This window comes from Candidatus Liberimonas magnetica (assembly GCA_020523885.1).
In the GTDB taxonomy this organism is placed as follows: Bacteria; Elusimicrobiota; Endomicrobiia; order Endomicrobiales; family JAFGIL01; genus Liberimonas; species Liberimonas magnetica.
The window spans coordinates 53,265-76,434 of record JAJAPY010000003.1 but is presented as its reverse complement, the minus strand read 5'-3'; the positions used below and the strand labels follow the sequence as shown (position 1 = coordinate 76,434).

Here is a 23,170-nt window from a genome sequence, read left to right as displayed (position 1 = left end):
TTCATTAGTTTAGCATATATTTCTGTTCGTTTTTTGGAGCCCACCATTTGTAAAAATTCCAGCCAAGGCCGATAGGGCTCACTTCTGGCCCTCGGAACCTTTTGTGAACAACGACAAGGGATTCGGGATAATACAAAAAAATATAAGGCAGGTCGCCGGCTAATATCTCATGGAGCTTGTTGTATATTTCTTTTCTTTTCCCAATATCAAAAACCGTCCTGCCAAGCTCTAGGAGCCTGTCTACCTGCGGGTTTGCATAAGATACAAAGTTATATTGGCCGTCATTTTTCTGTGAAGAATGCCATATACTGAACTGGTCCGGGTCTCTGCCGAGCGACCAGCCGAGTATCACGGCTTCAAAATTGCGTTTATCTATAAATTCGTGCAGCAGGGAACTCCACTCAATTATCCTGATATTTACCTTTATTCCAATCTTTTTTAACTGTGCTTGGATTATTTCGGCAGTGAGGCTTCTTAACTTATTTCCCTGGTTTGTAAGTATGGTAAACTCCAGTATTTTCCCGTCTTTTTCAAGATAGCTGTTTTTGTTTGTTACTTTCCATCCGAGTTCATTAAGCAGGCGTTTGGATTCTTTTACGTCGAAACTGTAATCTCTGACTCTTTTGTTGTAGGCCCACGATTCAGGAATAAAAGGCCCTGTAGCTGCTTTTCCCATGCCAAGAAGCACGCCATTTATTATGTCGTCTTTGTTTATAGCGTGGGCTATAGCCTGCCTGAATTTCTTGTCTTGAAACGCCGGGTTGGCTAAATTAAATGCCAGATAGGTGTAAGCAAACGAAGGATAACGGAATTTAGTATAGTTTTCAAAAAATTCAGGATAAGCCTTCCATTGGTCCGGGGTTAACGACATTTCGTCTATATTCTGATTTCTCAACTCTAAGAACTCGACAGCTTGATCCGGGATGACCTTTGAAATATAACGGTTTAAAAAAGGTTTTCCTTCAAAGTAATTTGCATTTGGCTCTAAAACTATCTTTTCATCGGTTTTCCATTCTTTGAACCGGTAAGGCCCAGTTCCGACAGGATTTCTGTTAGCGGGATGAGAGTTGAAATCCCCTTCCTTAAAAATATGCTTAGGGATTATTCCCATTCCCCAGGATTCCAGGGCAGGAGCAAATGGTTTTTTATAAGTTATTACAATACTGTAAGGGTTGATTATCTTAAATTCCTTTATGATTAAATAATCAGAGCTGTAAGGTGTTTTTACCGCAGGGTCAATAAGCCTCTCATAAGTGAACTTGACGTCTTCAGCAGTGAAAGGCCTGCCGTCATGCCACAATACGTTTTTACGAAGATAGAAAGTAAGGACAAGCCCGTTTTTTGAAACAGACCACTTTTCAGCCAGGTCTCCCACAAGGGTAATATTCTTGTCATATTTTACAAGGCCGTTGTAAATAAGGCCGTTTATATTGCCTGACGCTGAATCCGTAGCAAGCACAGGGTTTAAGTAGGAAGCATCACCTATGGACGATGTAATGTAGAAATCTCCGTACTCTGGAGTTGAGGTATTTGTTTTTCCGTACTGAATACTATTTTTTTTGCATGCAATAAAGCCTGATAACAGGCAAAATAAAAGTATCAGGGCAGTTAAATGTTTCATTGTATCATTCCGGTACGATTTCAACCTGTACATAATTGTCTTTAAAATATTTATTGGCCGCTTTTTTAATTTCCTCAGGGCTTACTTTCATAAGGTCATCAAGGTAAGCCTGGTCATAATTATGACCTTTTCCCATTATCTCCCACCAGCCAAGGTACCAGGCCTGTTTAACCACAGTCTGGTGTTCAAGTAAAAAAACGCCTTTTATGTAATTTTTTGTTTCAGACAGCTCCTTGTTGTCAATTTCTTTATTTTTTAAGTCATCTATCAATTCTGCAATTCGCTTTTTAGTGAGGCCGAGGTTCTTTTTGTTCAACCCTATGTAAATGACGAATTTGCTAAGCTCTTTTCGTGAAGGATAGAATGAGCTTACCTCATAGGCCAAGCTTAGTTTTTCCCTGAGCTCAACGAACAGCCTTGAAGTCATCCTTCCGCCGAGGACGGTATTTATGACCTTTAAAACAGAATAATCCGGGTCTTGAATTGATGGAGCCGGATAAGCTATCATTAAATAAGCCTGCTTGAATTTGTTAAGTTCTTTTAATACTTTTTTGGGGGCCGGCATTTCAGGGACAGGTTTTTCAAGTTTTTCCTGGCTTGAAGGTATCGAGGTAAAATATTTTTTGATGATATTTTCTGCATCACCTAATTCTATGTCGCCTGCTATAACTATGAAGATGTTGCCTGAGGTATACAGGATTTTATGAAAGGCTAATATATCATCCTTTTTTATTTTTGAAACCGTTTCTTTTGTCCCGTAGTTTGTCCAAGAGTAAGGGTGGCCTGCGTAAAACGTTTTATTAAGGAGGTCATTTGCTACATTAAATATACTGTCTTCCCGCCTGTCGATGCCTGCTAATATGTTAGTCCTTTCTTTTTCGATTTCTTTGTCGTCAAAAGCAGGGTTACGTATGATATCGGACAGGATCTCAGCAGCCTTCTCTATATGCGGGTCTGTGACAGTTATGGTAATACGGCATGAGTCATAATCAACATCCAAAGATAAATTTGCGCCGATATCTTCGATATCGTTCGATAACCGTTCGCTATTCCGGGTTTTTGTTGCTTTCGTCATTAAAACCTGTGTTAGGTTGGCTAGCCCTGCCAGTTCCTTTTTATCATTAATAATTCCGCCGCGCAAGAATACCTGAAGAGTAATGATAGGATTAGAGTCTATTTTCTTGTGAAGTACCTGAATGCCGTTATCTAAAGTGAACTGGTTCACATTCCCTCCCGCATAAAGTTGAGTGCAAAATATTTGCATGGATATTAAGAACAAAAAATATTTTTTCATTTTTCTTCTTCTGGGAGTATTATTGAATAGCTCATTCCCTGGGGCTTGTAATATTTTTTTAAAAAAATGGCCACGTCTTCTTTTTTTACTTTATCGATATTTTTGATATATTTCTTAGGCATATCGGGTATGCCCTGAAGTTCCCAGTAAGCATAGAGCGCAGCTTTATCGTGGAAAGTTTCGTTGTCAAAATACCATTGGGATTTAGTGATCTCTTTTGCCCTTTTGACTTCTTCATCGCTCGGCCCGCTTTCCATTAGAGCATTTATCTCCTTGTTTATTTCATCGATTACTTTTTGTTCGTTCTCTTTGGCAAACATGGCTGAAACATATATCGCTCCTGTGCCCCTTTGAGATGAATAAGAAGAGTTTATTGAATATACAAGCTGTTTATTCTCCCTTAAACCTCTATACAATCTTGAAGATTGTGTGCCGCCGAGTATCAAGCCGGTAATATCTGCTGCAAACTGGTCGCCGGAGGTGATATCCGGGCCTAAGAATCCGCAAAAAAGGTAGGACATTTTGACATTTCTTTTTTCTCTTGAAGCCTCTTTAGTGTGCAAAGGTTCGTTCAATGCAGGCTGCGAGGGAGGCTCCTGAAGCTTTTGTTTTCCGAACGTGGCTTTTATCAAGCCGATTGTTTTTTCAGTATCCAGGTCTCCTGATACTGCAAGGAACATATTCTTTGGGGTATAATGCGCCTTATAATAATCACTTATCTCCTGCCGCGTAACATTCTTGATTACATCTTCGCTTCCTATAACGCTTCTTCTATAAGGAGTTTTCAAATAAAGCACTTTACTGAAAGCGTCGTACAAAAGAGAGTATGTATCGTCATAATGCCTCATAATTTCTTCTATCACTACAGGCCTTTCATTGTCTATTTCATCCGGCGGGAAAGTGGCGTTAGCCATTGCATCAGCAAGGATTTTAACAGCGTCCGCAAGCCCGTCTTTCTGTGAATCGATGTAAAAGTAGGTGAGCTCCTTTGAAGTTGCGGCATTAATTACCCCACCCTGGGTTTCAACGATACGGCTTATTTCAGTTCCGGGATAATCTTTTGTACCTTTAAATAAAAGGTGTTCAAGGAAATGAGATAAACCGCTTGTTTTATCGCTTTCGTTTACAGAACCTACCCTGACCCAAACCTGCACGGATACGATCGGAAGAGAATTGTCCTTTTTTATAATAACTGTCAAACCGTTATCTAATTTCACTTTTTTTACTCCTTTTAATACAGAAGAGTTGCCATTCAAACAAAATGCAAGTGTTATTAAAATTGAAACAATGGTAAATTTTATTCGCTTATTCATATTAGATACTTCTTAATCCTCTTTTAAATAAGCCCTTCTAATTCCGCTAGGCGGGGAAGGCCGATCCCTGCAACGGTTAATTTCCCGACATAAGGTTTTGCTGCTTTGGTAACTAAACCTTTTTTAACAAACCCTATAGTAATTGTTTTTAAAGCTTTTACCGCTGCCCCGAGCGTTTTCCCTGAATCTGCATCAAGCCCGGAAGGAATATCGATAGAAATTACAGGTTTTTTTGATAAGTTTATCTTTTCGATTATTTCTTTATGAATCCCTGTTATTTCACCCTTTGTGCCGGTGCCAAGGAGAGCATCGACTATCAGGCCGTACTTTGAAAGATCAATGGCTTTAGAGTATTTACGTATTTTTATTCCTAATTTCTTCGCGCTATTATAGTTTATCAGAGAATCTGTTTTGAACGCAACGGCTGGTTTTGCAAGAAATATTTCTACGTTAAAATTATTATTGAAAAGATGGCGTGCAACCACCAGCCCGTCACCGCCGTTATTGCCAGATCCGCAGAAAACAGCAACAGGTTTTGAAATATATTTTCTTGTTTTTATAATGTCTTTAGCTGTTTCAATGCCGGCATTTTCCATTAGAATGCCGGCAGGAATACCGTACTTGTTTATCGCAGTAGCATCGATCGACCTCATCTGGCGGGATGTAACTGTTATCATCTATCTTTCCCTGCTTTTCTTAAATGCATCTATTACAGCATAGGCCCAGAGCGCTGCAAAAATCACATCATAGATAAATAAGACTTTCGGATATTGAACAGCAAAGTTATTAAAAAGCGCCGAGATATCATCTGATTTCAGGCTTGATAGTTGAGAAACAGGGATATTCTTGACAACCTCCCAGGCCTGATGAAGAGCGAAGGCGAATGTAAGTGCCAAAAATATGACCCCCTGCTTGATCTTTCTTAAATAGAGATGGCCTACGCCCGGCCCCAATAGTAAAGTTAAAAGCACAGCAACCGCTGTTTTAGCAGAAAAATTGAATTTTATTGGTTCTTCTTCATCTGCGTTCATTGTGTGTTCCTAAATTTCTAAGTTTTACAGACTATATTATATCAAATTTATCTTTGATTTTGAATAAGTTTTTGCAATTGAACTGAGTCTTGCCACATATTTGAATTATTAAAAAGAAAATAATTCAGCGGTTTATCGGCATGTTTAAGCAGATTGTTTAATTCATTCAACTTATATTTGTGGTCGTAAACTATGCGTTTTTCTTCGTATCCTCCGTGAAGCCTGTAATATCTGATATGTCCGTACAAAGGTTTTGACCTTAAAGGGTCTACGCAATGTATAAGGTTGAGATCACTGCATATTTTTGTGATCAGGCCGGTGTTCCATTCACCTCTGGGCTCCCAGATAAACGTCAACTCGCGGCTATGGATATGTTTAAAAAACTTATATAAATTGGTTATATTGTCTACGGTGGGCCTTAAAGAGGACGGTGTTTGAAAAAGATATATCTTCGCTTTTAAAATCTGGCCGAACTCTAATGTCCTTCGCCAGGCTTCGCGTACTTCGTCTGTCTGGTTGAAGAGCCCGTAATATCTTTTTTTTAGCTCAGGTATCTTTTCTCTTAACCTCCTGTAAGTCGAGCTGACACAGGGGTGAGTTATCAATTGCCAGGCTTTTACAATGAACTCAAAACCTTTCGGTGCTTTTTCAACCCATTTTTTTGCGGTTTTAAGTTCAGGCAATTGATAAAAAGTCTGGTTTATCTCGATGGTGTTAAAGTTTTGATAGTATTTGGCTTGGGCTAAAGGAAAACCGCAGCAGCCGATTTTTACAGTGTTCATATAGTTCTTATAGTTTATTATTATCTTAAAAAGAAGCTTCTATATTTGCTCAAAATTCAAAACTTTAGATAAAATCCAATTCTTTTTATAGTTTAGTTATTTAAATTTTGAGTTTATTCAGGATTTAGAGTTTGGTGTTTGAATTTCTATTTTCAAGTTGCATTGCTAGCGGTCAAAGCGAGCTAAATGATTATCATTCCTGCGTAGCCAACCACCTGTTTTTGGTCTCCTGTTACATCACCGGAATTCGAGTAACGGACAAGTTCTGCCTTTTTTGCGCCCAGCTTCAGCGATGCCCACAAAACGGCTGCAACAGGGCCTGAACCGCACATCGAGATATTGTTAGCATTTACTGTCTCAAGAAGGCCTTCAGGGTCAAGCTGAAGTATTTTGTCTATAGCCATGCTATCAAGTTTTTTTGCCCGGTCTCCCGATATATAATGGCTCATATCGGATGAAGCTATTAAGGTAACTTTAGCTGTTAATTCCCTGTCTATCAATACTCCGGCTATCGTTTCACCTACGGTTTTGCATATATCCGGGTTGTAATCAGACATGGAGATAGGTATTATTTTAGCATCCCTGTTCAATGTCTTTATAAAAGGCAGCTGGACTTCAAGAGAATGTTCCCCTTTGTGCGCTAAAAAGTCAGATTGAATTATTTCAGAAGCAGTAAGGATAGTCTTTGCCAAAAGGGAGTCTACTTCGATATTGCCTATCGGAGTTTCCCAAGCACCACTTGCATAGAGGCTCACGGGGCTGCCAAGACCTGTATGGTTAGGGCCCAGGAGAATATAAACCTGGCTAGGCTTCATTCTTGAGTAAACTTCGCCTGCGGTTTGCCCTGAATATATCCAGCCAGCATGCGGGCATATCCCTGCTATAATTTTAGTTTTTTTTGCCTTGGGATTAAAAAAATTATTTATTTCGCCGGCTTCATTCGGGTACCATGTGCCTGAACAGATCGCTTTTCTAAACATATAACCTCTTATTAGCGTAAAGCGTTGAGCGTATAACGGATAGGAATTTCAAAGTCTTCTCTATCCGCTATACGCTAATTATGCTTTTTTATACCCTACAGGTATTATGTAGAGAGGCCTTAATTCGTCGGGCAGGTCTATCGCTGCTTTTAAGGCATCTTCCGTAAATGCGCCTATAGGAACAGCTATAAGCCCGGCAGCAACAGCCTGCAAATGCACGTTTTGAGCGATGTGCCCGGATTCCTGGTAAATATAGCGCATGCCTTTATCGCCATACCTGCTTAAAATCTTTTCAGGGAACGCAGAAATGATCAGGATTAAACCAGCTTCCGCAATAAATTTCTGTCCGAGAGCAGCCTGAATCAACTTTGGCCTGATGTCTTCGGACCTTAACTGTTCAAGAGCATGTTTTGCAGGGTGATAGTGGAACATGCCAGTAGCGGTCAAGACATGTATCTCCATAGGATAGCGGCTACCAGCAGAAGGTGCTGCCCTGTATTTATTTAATTTATCTGTAAGGCCTTGTGCTGACCAGAGTATCTGAGATACCTGCTCCATGGTAAGGTCATTATTTACAAAATTACGTGAGGAACGGCGTTTTGAAATCGCTTCCTCAAGAGAAATATCTCCTGTCAGTTTTGGATCCGGTAATGAAATCATAATAATCTCCTTATTTAATATAGTATATAACAGATAAAAATAGGGATACGGGGTAAGGTGTAAGTTTTAAATCTTAGACCTTAGCCCTTACACCTTAAACCTGAGATTCTATAGGCACTACTCTATCCGATAGACGCTAATTATGTAGGTTAATTATACCATTTTTGTACTTAAATAAACAGACAGCGCTGTATGCAGGAACTATAATTCCTGTATCCAGCCTTTTTCGAGGTTTAGCCTGTGTGCGATATTAACAGCATTTTTGTATTCCTGTAAGGTCAGCTTGCGGGATAATTCAGGGAATTTATGCGATTGATTAGCCGGGTGGTATTGTGCCATCAGGCTTAAATATACGCTGTTTGAAAGTTTGTCGGCTATGAATTTAAGCACCTCTTTTGTTCCTGAAATATCGTTTGGAAGAACCAGGTGCCTGATGATAAGCCCTTTCCTGGCAATCCCCTCTTCGTCAATAACGAGGTTTCCGGCCTGGCGGTACATCTCCAAAAGGGCCGGTTTATTTATTTCCCAGTAGCTATCTGCCTTTGAATAGTTTTTGGAGTTTTCGTTGTTGCTGTATTTTGCGTCTGGCATATAGATATCGATTATTCCCTCAAGCAGTTTCAGGGTAGAAACTTTTTCATAACCGCCTGAATTATAGACAAGAGGTATTTTTAGCCCGCTTTTTTTTGCTTTGTCCACAGCTTCTACAAGCATCGGAAGCACATGCGACGGGGTCACATAATTAATGTTATGGGCGCCCTTTTCCTGCAGCTCGAGCATGTTTTTTGCAAGTACATCAGTAGAAATTAAATTGCCGTTGTTTAACTGGCTGATTGGATAATTCTGGCAGAACACGCAGGACAGGTTGCAGTTCGTAAAAAATATCGTCCCGGAACCCCTGAACCCGGAAATTGGAGGTTCTTCTCCGAAATGCAGGTTATAGCTTGATACATACAGGTCCTTTCCCGTGCGGCACTTGCCTTTCTTATTCGCAAGCCTGTTTACCCTGCATTCATGCGGGCAAAGCGTGCAGGGATTCATCAGGCTATATAATTTATCTATGCGTTCTTTGTAGTTTATCTTAGAAATTATGTTCTTACTCCTTATCCCCTAGACCTTACCATTATCCTTGGTGTCTAAAATTATCGTTACAGGGCCGTCATTGTGTATCTCAACTATCATGTCTGCAGCAAACTCGCCGGTTTCAACCTTGAGCTCTGAAGTCTTGAGGTTTAAAACGAATTTTTGGTAAAGAGGAAGTGCCTTTTCAGGTTTTGCAGCACGGGTGAAATCAGGCCTTCTGCCGCAGTTTGCATCAGCATAAAGAGTGAATTGAGACACAACAAGCAGTTCACCCCTTACTTCAAATACGGATTTATCAAATTTTCCTTCAGCGTTCGGGAATATGCGTAAATTCAGAATTTTATCACTGAGCCACTTAGCATCATCTTCAGTATCTTCTTCCCCAATCCCGATAAACACAACAAGGCCTCTGGCAATTTGTCTTGTTTGATTATTAAAACTTACGCTTGCTTTAGTTACTCTTTGAATTACAGCTTTCATTTGAAAATACCTCTGGATTGTTTTGTCAACATTTATAAGAAAATAGCCCGTAATCATCTTATTTTAGCAAACGATTTCGGGCTATTTATTACTATTATTTTGACTATTCTCCGTATACTTCTACGGTAAATGTGGAGTAGAGGCCAAGGATACTTGTAGAATAGTAATCAACGTGTTGGATTATTTTAATGCCTGCACTCTGAGCCGCAGTTTTAATACTTGCGTCACCCATAGCAAACAATCCAAGTATCGATGTGGCAGTGGCTTTTCCAACTTTAGAGGAACCCGATGCATTAGAAACAGGTCCCGGTGCTTTTACATCGGTATATATCATTCCCGCAAGAGGGCTTGACACTGTAGCGCAACCTGTAAAAAACGCTGCTACCGATAATAGAAGTATTGCACAAAGTACTTTTTTCATAATTTTCACCCCCTTTTTATTTAGGTAATAACCCGCTTATTATACTTATTATAAATTAAATTTACAATATACTTTTGATTTTTATTTTTGGTGGAATATAGTAAAAGTTTAAAATAGGCAAAAACCGATATTACTTTTGTCTAAACTCAATGATAGGAGAAAAAACTTTTATCGCAACACCCATTTCTAAACTTATTTTTAACTATTTTAATAGTCCATTTACTAATTCAATGGCTATTTTAGGGCTGTCAACTTTATTTATACCTTCAATATCCCAGGTTTTAATGCCAAAAACAGGCTTATCTATAGCTTTAGCAAGGCCGATTTCCGAAAGCGTTCCAAACTTGCCTCCGACTGCTATAACTGCATCTGCTGTTCGAACTATTATGGCATTTCTTGCATGGCTCATTGCAGTAATAATAGGAATGTCAATATAAGGATTGGCATCCTGCCTGGACTTGCCTGGCAAAATACCGATGGTCAGGCCCTTTTCATCTTTCGCGCCTTTGCAAGCAGCTTCCATTACGCCTTTCATTCCACCGCAGACAAGGATAAAACCGGCCTTGGCTATTTCTTTTCCCGTTTCATAAGCAAGCTTTTCTATTTCAGGCGTTGCTTCAAACCCGCCAATAACTGCGATAATTTTTCTATTCTTCATTTAATTTATCCGTAAAGAAACCTAAGAGACTGCCAAGTATAGTGGTCATAGCGATGATAGGGATGATGCTTTTTATATCTTTTGCAGCGATAATAATCAATGTAGGTATAAGCAAAAGAAATGAGATTACTATACCTTTTACCGCTCCTTTTAGTGGTATTGAAGTGGAAGAAATAAAAAATCCTGCAATCACCCACATAGTAAACGCAGAAAGATCAGCTTCCCAAGGGAGTTTCTGTAAAAGCATTGGTATCACGTCAATTAAACCTGCAAGACAACCTAAAAGCAATCCTTTCATTTGATGGTTCATAAGATATTCAAGTTAATACGTTCTCCTGCTGGAGGGGCTACACTCAATCCCGCGACCTGGAATCCCCCGTCTTCAGACGGGGGACGAATGCGTTCGCATTCGTCCCGAGAGGGCGATAGGTTTAAGTCCCGTCCCGCATTGCGGGAGGACGTCTTCAGCCGGAGGGGTTGCCAATCTAGTCAAGTCTGAGCCCGTTTACATTTCCATTTTTCTACGTTTAAATATTCTCCTATCGTTGTTTGCCCTTCTATCGAAGTTAACATTCGCATTGAACTTTCTTCTATCAAAACCACTTCTTCTATCTTTCCCCTTTCTTCTCTCCGGCCCGCTGTACGCCATAACGTCCTCCGATATTAATGTCTTCATTTTTACTGCTAAAAACCTTAATTATTGTCGTGTTTTTCGACGAACTTCTTTATTTCTTCGAAATTTTCAACGATAAGTTTAGCCTTCTTTAAACCGAAAGAAAACGGGAACTTGTCTTCTTCCGAATTCTTAATAACTATCATCGGATTTCCTTTGTACTCCCCTTCTGTTATGATAGACATCTTTCTTTCTCCTTTTCCTGCAGATTTTGTTGCACTTAAAATCAGGTTATTTAGCTAATTTAGGTTGCTATTATATTGATAAAGATAAAAATCATCTTTACTATTGCTATAGATTAATCCGCAATCCTTGAAGTTTTTCAGGTAATTTAACCATTTATTTCCCAGAATATCAAGACCGGCCGGCCCCGGGTCGTTGTTTATATTTTCCTTAATTATCTGATTAACAGCTTTCTTAAAAATATCTAAATCATAGATTGATTCACGTTTTGAACCTTTAACTGCCACCTGGAGGACATAATCGACGTCTATCTGCTTGGCTCCATTAATATTCAGGTCCTTAACAAGGTCGAACAAACGTTTGATCCTGACGTCTTTGTCGCTGTTTAAAAGGAAATATGAATGCAGTGTAAGTGCACCGTCCAGCGGACGGCCTGGAAAAATGAGTATTTTATAATTATTCTTTTTAATTCCTGAATGTTCCGTTTCAATAATATTGCTCAGCAACACTTGCGAGATGTTTACGCAGGTTTTAGTTCTATCAAGTTTAGTGTTGACGGATAACTCCATATATTCTGGATTCCAATAATATAAACCTTTATATTGGAGTTTTGAAAGCCCGATCTTGTCGTAGGTAAGGTCATATACCTGTAAAATCCCTGCTATAATAAGAAAAGCTATGACAATCTTTCCCCAAGAGCTTTCAATTATTTTCCTGAGACCAAAAGCACTGATAAATGCTAAAACTGAAAGCTGGGGCATAATATATCTTTCAGATTTCCAGTGCGGCATAAATATCATTAACAAATTTGGAACAATAATCGAAGAGAAGACCGTTATCTTAAAACGAGTGTCTTTTTCTTTTATAAAATAATATATTCCGGGTATCAGCACAAAAAAGAAGGGAATGGATAACTGGCTTTCCCAGAGACCTATCCAGAACAACCTTAGGTTATCAAAACTAGACCAGGCCTTTCCGGTAGTTTCTAATAATATGCATTGCCAGAACAAATAATAAAAGTGTTTAAGGCCGAAATAGGATACAGCTGCCGCTGCTGCAGAAATAAAGATAATGGAAATCGTAATTAGCCGTCTGAAACTTCTTTTGAAAACATCTTTCAAAGATAGATAAAAAACATATAAAACCGGGCCTGCGATAAAAGCAGGAAAAGACTCTTTAAGCATGACGCCATAAACGACAGTAATCCCCGCAAGGACGCTGTATCCGGCATTTAAGAAATAATCAGACCTGTAAAGAAATAAAAGGAATATTATAATAAGGGATAATAAGGCAAAGTCCATGCAGTACCGGTTATAGCCTGCAGTGACCAAAGGGTACAATGAAACTATCAATGCAGAAAGCAGACCTGTCTCTGTATCCTTTACCGCTTTGCCAAGAAGGTAAAGGAATATGAGAAGCAGAAGAAAATATATGGAATTATTGAAGACATATATAAAAGTCCAGTTATTGCCTGTTAGTTTCTTTATTAAGTAGCAGTTAAACCTGTATAAAGGCGGATACTCTGAACTTGTGTCAATCGGGTGTATGAATTGCAGTGTGTCGGTATTCATGCCTTCATCAAAAGTCCTTGCGCAGTTGGGAAGAATTTTACCTTGATATAAGGCATTGGCAATATGTAATATAAAAATAACAGAGATAATGACCGCTAATAGAGTATTTCTTTTATTCAATTTGCATTCCTAACTCATGCTTGTTTATCGATTATTCCTACCATTTCACGCATGCCTTTTATCTTGAAGGACCTTTTAAACCTATCTCCGTAACTCCTAAAAAATACCGTTAGGCTTTGTTCGTTAAACCTGTTCAGGGCGTTTCCTGTTCCAGGGTCAGCTGCCCTTTTTGCGATATAGGAGATAACCGGGTTTTGAGAATCGGACAGGTTCATAACCGGTTCTGCGATAATAAGTTTTTCCAAAGCGGAATCCAATAGTTTATCTACGATCGCCTTATGATTTGGAATGAACTGATAAAGGCTTGCCTGCATAATCACATATTGGGCGTTTGGCAGCAAGCCTTTATTTAAGTCGATATATTTTACATTAACCCCTCTTTCTAGAGCAGATTTAATAAATGAAGTGTTAATATCCAATCCGGTATACTTAACCTTCTTTTTTTTTAGGTAATTAAGGTATAAATAACAGTCGCCGCAGCATACTTCCATTACCGACACACCTTCGGGTATAATCTCGGCAATAGCTTCGTATCTGGAATTGAAATTTATGCCGTACAGCAGCCTCACTAAAATATTATAGATAGACGGGCTAGAATAAAGAAAACTTCTTTTTATCATTTTGCTTTAAATTATGCTGTGCAATTTTGAAAACATTATTACCCGATATCGTTGCCTAAAATCCTATATTAAGATATTACCTTTACGCTGAAAAAGATAAAAATCGTATTTCTTGTCACTGTATATTAACCCACAATCTTTAAAATTTTTCATGCAATTAAACCACCTAGTCCCCACGATTTCTTCCCAATTAACCGGCACTTTATCGCTCACGATTTTATCTTTAATGCTCCTATTAATCTCTGTCCTTATGATATTTAAATTATAGATGGATTCACGGCTTGAACCTTTAAGCACAGCTTGGATAAGGTAATCAATATCTATCGGTCTGTCTCTATAAATATTCATATCCCTAAAAAGATCAAAAAAATTATTGATTTCAACATTTTTTTCGCTATTAAAAAGGAAATAGGAGTGTGAGATAACTATCCCATCCAATGCACGGCCAGGAATAATAAGTACTCTATATTTGATCTTTTTTATTCCAGCATGTTCCGTTTCACTAATATTGTTCAACAATACTTTAAATACATTTACACATGTTTCAGTTCTTTTAAGCTTAGTATTGACCGACAATCCAATGTGTCCTTGATGTGTTCTTCATTCCAGTAATATAAACCTTTATATTGGAGTTTTGAAAGCCCGATCTTGTCGTAGGTAAGGTCATATACCTGTAAAATCCCTGCTATAATAAGAAAAGCTATGACAATCTTTCCCCAAGAGCTTTCAATTATTTTCCTGAGACTAAAAGCGCTGATAAATGCTAAAACTGAGAGCTGGGGCATAATATATCTTTCAGATTTCCAGTGCGGCATCAATATTAAAATCAAATTGGGAATAATAATCGAAGATATAACCGTTATTTTTAAACGCATATCTTTTTCTTTCATAAAATAAAATATTCCGGATATCAGCACTAAAAAGAAAAGAACGGATAATTGGCTTTCCCAAAGCCCTACCCAGAACAACCTGAGATTATGAAAACGGTACCAGGCGTGTCCAGAAGGTTCGTGGAATATGCATTGCCAGAATAAAAAATAAAAGTATTTAAAACCGAAAAAGGCTATTGCTGTAGCCGCAGAAGAAATAAATATAATAGAAACCGTAATAATTCGTTTGAAGCTTCTTTTTAGAATATCTTTAGTTGATATAAAAAAAACATATAAAACCGGTCCAGCAATAAAAGCTGGAAAAGACTCCTTAAGCATAACTCCATAGATGACCGTAACTCCCGCAAGGACGCTGTATCCGGTATTTAAGAAATAGTCTGACTTGTAAAGAAAATAAAGGAACATTATAATAAGGGGCAGCAGGGCAAAATCCATGCAATACCTGTTAAAACCGGCGGCGACCAAAGGGTACAAGGAAACTATCAACGCAGAAAGCAGACCTGTCTCGGTATCCTTTACTGCTTTGCCAAGGAGGTAAAGGAATATGAGCAGCAGAAGAAAATATATGGAATTATTACAAAGATAAATCAAAGTCCAATTCTTGCCTACTACTTTCTCTATAAAATACCAGTTAAATCCATATAAGGGCGGATAACTTGGATTTACGTCCATTGGGCGTAGGAAATGCATAGGACTAGTATTCATGCCTTCATCATTGCTCCTTGCACAGTTGGGGAGTATCTTCCCTTGATATAAGGCATTGGCGATATGTAACACAAAAATAGCCGCTATAATAGCCGCTAATACAGTATTTCTTTTATTCACTTTACATCCCTATCTTTTGTTTATTTTTTAAACGCTCCTGCAAGTTTAAATGTTTTTTGTTTTTAGAGTAAATAAAAACAAACGTAATAGTTTTTTGAAAGAGAGCGTCTGCAGTAAATAAATAATTGTTTGCGGCCGTAAATAAAAATCTTTGACACATTTTTTGATCCAATTATCTATTTTTGCAGGTGTCAATCCATGAAGGTTTGGTGCGGAAGTTTCACCGGAAAAAAAAGCTATATCTTTAAACGGAGACATATAAAACAAGTTGTGGAAATCAGAATACAGTTGAGTTTTTGGAAATATGGTCAGTTTTGCAAAATGAGCAAAATCTGTATTAAGTTTTAACGCAAAATCATGAGTATTTCTTATCTCTTTTTCTCCTTCCCAGGGGAACCCTATAATAAAATTAGCAAAAGTCTTTATTTTGTGTTTCCTGCAGAGATTTACTAAATTTTTAACATGTCCTAAAGATGACCCCTTTTTTATTTTACTTAAGGTATCCTCATTCCCGCTTTCTGGATTGACATTAATAAGCCATAAACCTGCATTCTTAAGATTTTTTAACATTTCTTCATCGCACATATCGGCTCTAATACCGCTTGTAATTTGAATATATACATTTATATTTCTTTGTACAATCAAGTTACAGATATCAATAACACGCAGTTTGTCTATTGAAAAATTGTCATCGTGAATTGATATCTCATCTACATTCATCTCATTTTTCAGGAACTCAATTTCATCAACTATGTTTTTAGGTGATCTTGGCCGCCATTTCTTCCCATGGCTGTGATAGCAAAAGGAGCAATTAAACGGGCATCCCCGCGAAGTGATAATTGAAACAACCGGCGATTTTTTACTGACATTAAAGCTATATTTATTTAAAGGGAGCTTATTATAAGAAGGTATAGGCAGTTGATCTAAATCAGGGAAAGCGCTGCTGGGGCCATTGTATATGAATTTAGATGATAGCTCGTCGCGATAATAAACACTTTTTAAATCTGTGCTAATAGGTATAGTTAAATATTGAATTAAAGTATTTTCACTTTCACCGATAAATATAGCATTGAGGTCAGGGTTTTGACAGTAATCTTCGATAAAAGCTTCACAATGCGGTCCGCCCATAATTACAAGTTTATCAGGATATTTGTTTCGTGCAATTTTAATTTTATCAAAAGTTGATTCTACATTAGAGCAAAACAATGAAAATCCTACAAGATCATAGTTCTCAATAATATCGATGTCATAAGGGGTAATATTTGCATCTACAACATCACAGTTGAAACCATTTTTTTCAAGTACCGCACAAAGATATAAAATCCCTAAGGGTGGCAATGAGCTCGGATAATTATGTTGTATTTTAGGCGTTTCTATAATAAGTAATATATTTTTTACTTTTAATCTATCAATCATACACGCTTCACTTAATAGCTTAATTTGGAGACTTAGAACTACTGCCGTATTAAAGAGAACCTCTTTATTTTGTTTTATCTTTTAAAGTATTCTTAAACTCCAGCAAAGATAGCAAGTCGTCCCTTATGTCTTTAAATAAATTTATACTGGATATTTTGTCTAATCTTCTTATAAACTGGCAGGGTATTTCCACTATTTTCAGTCCGGACAGGTAGGATAACGTCATTATTTCAGTATCCCAGAACCAGCGTTTGTTCTGTGTTTTATCAATTAGAGGCAGTATTTTTTCCCTCGAAAAAAACTTACAGCCTGCTTCAGTATCATGAAGCGGGGTTTTCAGCAAAAGCCGTAGAAGTTTTCTATAGCCGATGCTTAATATATAGCGTAAAATATCATATGGCGCCAAACTGATCTTATAAACTCTAAAAGCCGTAGCGATATCATTGCCGCTTTTTATCGCATGTATCATTACAGGTATGTTTCTGGCGTGCACTTCCAAATCTATATCTAAATATCCGACTATTTTACCTTTTGCAAGTTTGATCCCTTCATTAATAGTACCGCCCCGGCCGACATTTATTTCATGAAAAACATAGCTCCTATTCGGTTTATCTTTTACTAGCTTTAAAATTAAATATCTTGTTTTGTCCGAACTGCAGTCGTCTATAAATATAAGCTCGTGGGAATACCCGGACTGTTCCATTACCTTAATAATTTCATTTACGCCAGCCTCGAGCAGGTTTTCTTCGTTATAGCTTGTTATTATTATGCTTACGTCGTAATTCAAAATACCCTCATCTTTTGTGTGAATTTAAAACCTTTTTTACTTTTCTTATGATATCATTTACGTTCTTATTCGTTAATCCGGGAGACAAAGGCAATGAAATAGTCCTGTCAGAGATATATTCCGCATTTGGAAAATCCCCTCTTTTATAGCCGAAGGTTTTAGCGTAGAATTCATGAAGGTGCAAAGCGAGATAATGAACGCCGGCGCCTATGTTTTCATTAATAAGTTCATTAAGTATCCTGTCGCGGCTGGTTTTTAAACTATCAACATCTATTAAAAGATTATAGAGATGATATGCATGCCTTGTCAGAGGTTCTGCCTCTTTTGGGGTAGAGCAAGGCAAATCCTTAAACGCATCGTTGTACTTATCCCAAATATATTTTCTTATTCTTGAATATCTTTCTATCTTTTTTAATTGGCGAATACCAAGGCTCGCCTGTATGTCCATCATATTGTATTTATACCCGGGATAGGATACCGAATAGTGGTTATATTTATTGAATGAATATCTTTTTGTTGAATCTTTATTTATTCCATGAAAGCCGTACATCTTGATTTTTTTTGCATATTCTTTATTGTTTGTCGTTACCATACCGCCTTCACCTGTTGTGATATTCTTTGTTGCATGAAAACTGTAAACCGTTATATTACCATAACACCCTATATTCTTTCCCTTATATTTAGTTTCTATTGCATGGGCTGCGTCATTTAGAATTATAAAGTTATATTTTTTTGCTATACGCAATATAGCGTCCATATCACAGGCCCTTCCGGCAAAATGTACAGGCAAAATCGCCTTGGTCCGGCCGGTTATCTTTTTTTCGATTTCTTTAGGATCGATGTTCATTGAATTCCTGTCGATATCCGCAAAGACAGGAACGGCACCGGCATGTATTATTTGATTAGCTGTTGCAGCAAAGGTCATAGGTGATGTTATTACTTCATCTCCCGGCCTTATACCCGCAACCAAGAGGGCAAGATGCAAGCCGGAGGTGCATGAGTTTACCGCTAAGGCATATTTTGAACCCACATACTCTTTAAACAAATTTTCAAATTCGGCTACTTTTGGCCCGGTAGTTATCCAACCTGATTTTAAAGTTTTTACAACTTCTTTAATTTCATCGTTTTCTATTAAAGGCCTTCCAAAAGCTATCAAACCTTTTCTTTTTGATTTCATTATAAAATCCAATCTGCAAGCAATATTGTGTTGTTTGAAATATGAACTCTGGATGTGAGGTTTTGGGAAACTAAGCTATTTGTCGTATTTTTCTACAAACTTCTTAATTTCTTCGATATGTTCTACGACAAGCTTGGCTTTTTTTAAGCCGAATGAAAACGGGAACTTGTCTTCTTCAGCGTTCTTGATAACGATCATCGGGTTACCCTTATACTCCCCTTCAGTTAGGATAGACATAATTTCTCCTTTATAAGATAGATTTATTGTGCGCATTTTTTAAACATTATTATTTGGCAACGCCATATATCTTTAGAGGCAGCACGAAAAACTGCATATAACTTGATATCGCTCTACGCTGATAAAGATAAAAATCATATTCTTTGCCCCTGTAAATTAATCCTCGGTCTTCAAAGTTTTTTACAAGGCTGGCCCATTTATTTTCCATTATTTTAAGGTCAACCTGGCCAGAAGCATTTTCGGCGGTTTCTCTAAGTATTTGCTCAAGCATATTCAAATTATATAAGGATTCACGTTTTGAGTCTTTAGTTGCCGCCTGTATGATATAGTCGATACCTACTGTTTTGTCTCCGGAAGCGTTCAAACGCCTGACAAGGCTATAATAATCCTTATCTTTAACATATTTGCCTAAATTAAAAAGAAAATATGAATGCAGTAAAACTATCCCCTTACTATCCATTGCATGAGCAGGCAGAACAAGCACTTTATATTTGTTCTTTTTTATACCGGTTCGTTCCGTTTCATTGATATTGTCCAGCAGTGCTTTGAAGATATTTATGCACGTTTCAGTCTTCTTAAGCTTGGTATTAACCGATAATTCCATGTATTCCGTATGCCAATAATAAAAACTTTTATATTCAAGTTTTGAAAGCCCAATTTTATCATAGGTAAAGTCATATACCTGCAAGATCCCTACTATAATTAATAATGATATAATAGCCTTTCCGGAATAGCTGTCAATTAACTTTCTGAGGCTAAAAGCACTGATAAATGCTAAGACTGCAAGTTGGGGCAGGAGGTGTCTTTCCGACTTCCAGTGCGGCATCAGCATTACGAATAAATTGGGTATGATTATTGAAGAAAAAACAGTTATCTGTAAGCGGGTGTCTTTTTCTTTTGCAAAACAGTATATTCCGGGTATCAGTAGCAAGAAGAAGGGAATGGATAGCTGGCTTTCCCAAAGACCTATCCAGAACAACCTGATATGATAAAACAGGAACGTCCCAAACCCGGTCCAGACATGATTGACTGGTTCTAATAACATGGATTGCCAGAACAAAAAATAGAAGTAGTTAAACCCGAAAAAGGATATAGCTACCGCTACTGTAGAAATAAAAATAACAGAGATCGTAATAATTCGTTTGAAGCTTCTTCTCAAAATGTCTTTAAGCGATTGGTAAAAAACATATAAAACCGGGCCTGCGATGAAAGCAGGGAAAGACTCTTTAAGCATGACACCATAAACTACCGCAACCCCTGCAAGGACGCTATATCCGGTATTTAAGAAATAGTCAGACCTGTAAAGAAAATAAAGAAAGATCACAATAAGGGATAACAGGGCAAAATCCATACAGTACCGGTTATAGCCTGCAGCGACCAAGGGGTACAATGAAACTATCAAGGCAGAAAGCAAGCCTGTCTCTGTATCCTTTACCGCTTTGCCGAGGAGGTAAAGAAATATTAGAAGCAATAGAAAATACATCGAATTGTTGAAGACATACAGCAAAGTCCAGTTCTTGCCTACTAGTTTCTCTATAAAGTAGCTGTTAAATCCATATAAAGGCGGATAACTTGTATTTACGCTAAACGGATCTGTGAATTGCATATCCCAGGAATTCATTCCCTCATCATTAGTCCTTGCACAGTTGGGAAGCATTTTCCCTTGATATAAGGCATTGGCAATATGTAACACAAAAATAGCCGCTATAATGAGTGCTAATACAGTATTTCTATTATTCACTTTGTATTCCTGATTTTGAAATATTCCAACAATTTTACGCCAGGTTTTTATTGTATAGATTTCAATTTTTAAGTTAAAGCAGTCAAGTTTTACACCGATACTTATTAACTATTTAGGTCGTATTTTTCTACAAACTTCTTAATTTCTTCGATATGTTCTACGACAAGCTTGGCTTTTTTTAAGCCGAATGAAAACGGGAACTTGTCTTCCTCTGCATTCTTTATGACAACCATTGGATTACCCTTGTACTCCCCTTCACTGAAAATAGACATGTTACGTTTCTCCTTTTGCTGCGAATTTTGTGATACGTGATTTAACCCCGGAATTTGCAACAGGACATGGAATTCGACACAAAATCAAGGCATTTTTGCGTCACAAAATAGTTTTCAAATACACAACGGTATTCTCAAACTATTTTGCTTAGCAAAAATACCCATCTTTTGCGTCTCGGTTCTTCATGCCTGTTGCAAAATCCGGGTTTAATTTTTATCGACAAAATATATGTAACTCATAGCCCTTTTAAATATCGTATTATCAAACAATGTCCCCGTCTTGTCTTTTTCTAAAACCAAACGCTTCATTGGTCATATCTGCAAGTTCAGTGAAATAATCGTGTTTTCTTAACTGGATAGGTCTTACTTCTTTCCCTTCGATTTTATCCCTCAATGCTTTTTTTATCTTAAATACCGGGCCTGCTATACGGTGCGAAAAGTAAAGATTCGTCACGATAGAGACCAGGGCATTAATAAGCACGGCTGCAAGGAGAGGCTTTGTGATGATGCGCGTAAAAGTGTACTCTTTTGCCTGAACTATGAATTGGCAAGCATAGGTAATACTATCCGGTGCAACATTATTCTTTGCTGCCCAAGCTTGCAGCTTATCGCTGTCCGGAGTAAGCATCAGGTAATCCTGTTTGCACTGGAACCTGTTCCAGCCGATAACAATTAAAAAAATCAAAACGGCGTAAATAAGAATATGTATAATATTCCGCACAATAAACGGTAATTGAAAATCCTTGTCAATAAGATATTGCCTGCGTTTATTGTTCATTCTACCTCCACATGCTCATTCGAGTCAAGTTTTATTCTAATATCATACATGTCCAAATTGGACAGCAGGTTCTTTCGAATTAGCTTTTTTAGATTAGAAATAGCCTTGGTTGTCATTCCTGCGAAAGCAGGAATCCATAGCGGCACAAGTTTTAACTGCTGGATACCCGCTTTCGCGGGTAGGTAATAATATTCCATTTTATATTATTTGTCACGTTTTATCAATGCTCGCTTCAACAGCTTTTATGGCATCTGCAGCTGAACTTGTTATGCCGCCTGCATAGCCCGATCCCTCACCGATAGGGAACAGGTTTTCTGTATTTTCTGATTCATAAGCATCGTTACGCTTTATTATTAAAGGGCAGGAAGTCCTTGTTTCTGCTCCTAAAAGTATGGCTTCCTCCGAAACAAATAAAGGATATTCTTTTTTCCAATAATTAAATGCAGAGAAAAGCATATCTATGATGAACTGCGGAAATATATCTTTCAGGTTTGCTGAAACTACTCCCATTTTATACGAGTTTGCATTTAAATTAGAAGATATCCTACCCAGCATAAAATCAATTAAGTTCTGGGCAGGTGCATGCCATTTTCCTCCGCCCTGTATAAAAGCTTTCAGCTCGATAGCTCTCTGGAATTCGATCCCTGCTAACGGGCCCGGTGATGTGTAATCTTCAGTATTGCAGGTTACGACAAGTGCGGAGTTTGAATAGGCTGATGACCTTGTTGAATAGCTCATCCCGTTTAAAACCAGCAGCCCATTCTCGGATGAGGCATTTACTATTTCTCCGCCGGGGCACATGCAGAAAGTATGTACTCCCCTTTTTGCTTTGCGGTCCATATAGGTGAAAGAATAGTTGGAAGCTTCAATAGAAGACGGATCTTTTATCTCACCGGCGCGCCTTATTGAATTAATGATCTTAACAGGGTGCTCTATCCTCAGGCCTACGGATATGGGTTTCTGCTCTAAGCATATACCCTTTTTGTGAAGCATCTCAAATGTGTCTCTTGCTGAATGGCCGATAGCAAGATATATCCTTGAAGAATTATATTCATTTTCGTTGTTTATCACTACGCCGGCCGCTTTGCCGCCAGATACAAGTATGTGCGTCAGCTTTGAACCGTAATGTATCTCGCAGCCGGATTCAAGGATATATTCCCTTATTTTTTTTACTATCCTTATAAGTACATCAGTTCCAAGATGCGGTTTTTGTATAATGCCGATATCCTTCGGTGCGCCGAATTTTATAAAAGTATCGAATACCTTTGTTACGTGTTTAGAATTATTTTTTATCTTTGAGAAAAGTTTTCCGTCGGAATAAGCCCCTGCGCCTCCTTCTCCGAATTGGAAGTTTGACTCTGTATCAAGCACTCTTTGACCGATAAACCTTTGAATATCAATTGAGCGCTCCTCTATCCTTTTCCCCTGCTCAAATATAAGGGGTTTTAACCCGCGTTCGATAAGCTCAAGGGCAGCGAACATGCCTGCAGGCCCGAAGCCGATTATTAAAGGTTTTTCATTAAATTGCCGTGATAAATGAGGTATTTTAGGCATAAT

The 23,170-nt window shown here is 37.9% G+C and carries 27 protein-coding genes; all 27 read right to left on the bottom strand.

The annotated features are described in order from the left end of the window. Positions 1–4: 4 nt before the first annotated feature. Positions 5–1,621, bottom strand: coding sequence for a peptide-binding protein (locus tag LHV68_03485; protein ID MCB4790930.1), 1,617 nt, complete (start codon positions 1,619–1,621; stop codon positions 5–7). 4 nt (positions 1,622–1,625) lie between these two features. Then, positions 1,626–2,915 carry an insulinase family protein gene (locus LHV68_03480; GenBank protein ID MCB4790929.1) on the bottom strand — a complete coding sequence of 430 codons (1,290 nt, stop codon included), beginning with the start codon at positions 2,913–2,915 and terminating at the stop codon, positions 1,626–1,628. Then, entirely contained in the window at positions 2,912–4,132 is a 1,221-nt protein-coding gene (locus tag LHV68_03475) for an insulinase family protein (GenBank protein ID MCB4790928.1), read from the bottom strand. The genes LHV68_03480 and LHV68_03475 overlap by 4 nt, the downstream gene beginning before the upstream one ends. Positions 4,133–4,251: 119 nt before the next feature. Further along, a complete protein-coding gene (locus tag LHV68_03470; protein ID MCB4790927.1) occupies positions 4,252–4,905 on the bottom strand; it encodes an NAD(P)H-hydrate epimerase in 654 nt (217 codons plus the stop codon). After that, positions 4,906–5,259 (bottom strand): hypothetical protein, encoded by a 354-nt coding sequence (locus LHV68_03465; protein ID MCB4790926.1) that lies wholly within the window; start codon positions 5,257–5,259, stop codon positions 4,906–4,908. It lies immediately after the preceding gene. Positions 5,260–5,306: 47 nt separating this feature from the next. Then, on the bottom strand, positions 5,307–6,041 hold the full coding sequence (locus LHV68_03460; GenBank protein ID MCB4790925.1) for a DUF72 domain-containing protein: 735 nt from the start codon (positions 6,039–6,041) through the stop codon (positions 5,307–5,309). 182 nt (positions 6,042–6,223) lie between these two features. Then, entirely contained in the window at positions 6,224–7,021 is a 798-nt protein-coding gene (gene amrB, locus LHV68_03455) for an AmmeMemoRadiSam system protein B (protein MCB4790924.1), read from the bottom strand. A 78-nt stretch (positions 7,022–7,099) separates the two neighbouring features. Beyond that, complete coding sequence (locus LHV68_03450) at positions 7,100–7,681, bottom strand: SagB/ThcOx family dehydrogenase (GenBank protein ID MCB4790923.1); 582 nt, start codon at positions 7,679–7,681, stop codon at positions 7,100–7,102. Between the two features lie 201 nt (positions 7,682–7,882). Then, positions 7,883–8,722 (bottom strand): radical SAM protein, encoded by an 840-nt coding sequence (locus tag LHV68_03445; GenBank protein MCB4790922.1) that lies wholly within the window; start codon positions 8,720–8,722, stop codon positions 7,883–7,885. Positions 8,723–8,791: 69 nt separating this feature from the next. Beyond that, on the bottom strand, positions 8,792–9,244 hold the full coding sequence (dtd, locus tag LHV68_03440; GenBank protein ID MCB4790921.1) for a D-tyrosyl-tRNA(Tyr) deacylase: 453 nt from the start codon (positions 9,242–9,244) through the stop codon (positions 8,792–8,794). A gap of 103 nt (positions 9,245–9,347) precedes the next feature. Then, positions 9,348–9,665 carry a TRL-like family protein gene (locus tag LHV68_03435; protein MCB4790920.1) on the bottom strand — a complete coding sequence of 106 codons (318 nt, stop codon included), beginning with the start codon at positions 9,663–9,665 and terminating at the stop codon, positions 9,348–9,350. A gap of 202 nt (positions 9,666–9,867) precedes the next feature. Continuing rightward, on the bottom strand, positions 9,868–10,323 hold the full coding sequence (locus LHV68_03430) for a TIGR00725 family protein (GenBank protein ID MCB4790919.1): 456 nt from the start codon (positions 10,321–10,323) through the stop codon (positions 9,868–9,870). Next, positions 10,313–10,633: a hypothetical protein gene (locus LHV68_03425; protein ID MCB4790918.1), complete on the bottom strand. Its 321-nt coding sequence runs from the start codon at positions 10,631–10,633 to the stop codon at positions 10,313–10,315. Before LHV68_03425 ends, LHV68_03430 begins: the two co-directional genes overlap by 11 nt. Positions 10,634–10,828: 195 nt before the next feature. Further along, on the bottom strand, positions 10,829–10,999 hold the full coding sequence (locus LHV68_03420; GenBank protein ID MCB4790917.1) for a hypothetical protein: 171 nt from the start codon (positions 10,997–10,999) through the stop codon (positions 10,829–10,831). Positions 11,000–11,016: 17 nt separating this feature from the next. Then, positions 11,017–11,181 carry a hypothetical protein gene (locus LHV68_03415; GenBank protein ID MCB4790916.1) on the bottom strand — a complete coding sequence of 55 codons (165 nt, stop codon included), beginning with the start codon at positions 11,179–11,181 and terminating at the stop codon, positions 11,017–11,019. 54 nt (positions 11,182–11,235) lie between these two features. After that, positions 11,236–12,870 carry a glycosyltransferase family 39 protein gene (locus LHV68_03410; protein ID MCB4790915.1) on the bottom strand — a complete coding sequence of 545 codons (1,635 nt, stop codon included), beginning with the start codon at positions 12,868–12,870 and terminating at the stop codon, positions 11,236–11,238. Positions 12,871–12,884: 14 nt separating this feature from the next. Continuing rightward, positions 12,885–13,490 carry a hypothetical protein gene (locus LHV68_03405; GenBank protein ID MCB4790914.1) on the bottom strand — a complete coding sequence of 202 codons (606 nt, stop codon included), beginning with the start codon at positions 13,488–13,490 and terminating at the stop codon, positions 12,885–12,887. Positions 13,491–13,553: 63 nt separating this feature from the next. Next, on the bottom strand, positions 13,554–13,838 hold the full coding sequence (locus tag LHV68_03400; protein MCB4790913.1) for a hypothetical protein: 285 nt from the start codon (positions 13,836–13,838) through the stop codon (positions 13,554–13,556). 185 nt (positions 13,839–14,023) lie between these two features. Further along, positions 14,024–15,205 (bottom strand): glycosyltransferase family 39 protein, encoded by a 1,182-nt coding sequence (locus LHV68_03395; protein MCB4790912.1) that lies wholly within the window; start codon positions 15,203–15,205, stop codon positions 14,024–14,026. Between the two features lie 45 nt (positions 15,206–15,250). Then, positions 15,251–16,621: a B12-binding domain-containing radical SAM protein gene (locus LHV68_03390; protein ID MCB4790911.1), complete on the bottom strand. Its 1,371-nt coding sequence runs from the start codon at positions 16,619–16,621 to the stop codon at positions 15,251–15,253. A 64-nt stretch (positions 16,622–16,685) separates the two neighbouring features. Next, entirely contained in the window at positions 16,686–17,408 is a 723-nt protein-coding gene (locus LHV68_03385) for a glycosyltransferase (protein MCB4790910.1), read from the bottom strand. Positions 17,409–17,415: 7 nt separating this feature from the next. Continuing rightward, positions 17,416–18,585 (bottom strand): DegT/DnrJ/EryC1/StrS aminotransferase family protein, encoded by a 1,170-nt coding sequence (locus tag LHV68_03380; GenBank protein ID MCB4790909.1) that lies wholly within the window; start codon positions 18,583–18,585, stop codon positions 17,416–17,418. A gap of 75 nt (positions 18,586–18,660) precedes the next feature. Then, on the bottom strand, positions 18,661–18,822 hold the full coding sequence (locus LHV68_03375) for a hypothetical protein (protein ID MCB4790908.1): 162 nt from the start codon (positions 18,820–18,822) through the stop codon (positions 18,661–18,663). Positions 18,823–18,871: 49 nt separating this feature from the next. Beyond that, the gene (locus LHV68_03370) at positions 18,872–20,563 is read right to left on the bottom strand and encodes a glycosyltransferase family 39 protein (GenBank protein ID MCB4790907.1); all 1,692 of its coding nucleotides are present in this window, start codon (positions 20,561–20,563) and stop codon (positions 18,872–18,874) included. A gap of 104 nt (positions 20,564–20,667) precedes the next feature. Beyond that, on the bottom strand, positions 20,668–20,835 hold the full coding sequence (locus tag LHV68_03365; protein MCB4790906.1) for a hypothetical protein: 168 nt from the start codon (positions 20,833–20,835) through the stop codon (positions 20,668–20,670). Between the two features lie 262 nt (positions 20,836–21,097). Continuing rightward, positions 21,098–21,613, bottom strand: coding sequence for a hypothetical protein (locus tag LHV68_03360; protein MCB4790905.1), 516 nt, complete (start codon positions 21,611–21,613; stop codon positions 21,098–21,100). A gap of 210 nt (positions 21,614–21,823) precedes the next feature. After that, entirely contained in the window at positions 21,824–23,167 is a 1,344-nt protein-coding gene (locus LHV68_03355) for a dehydrogenase (protein MCB4790904.1), read from the bottom strand. Between the last annotated feature and the right edge of the window lie 3 nt (positions 23,168–23,170).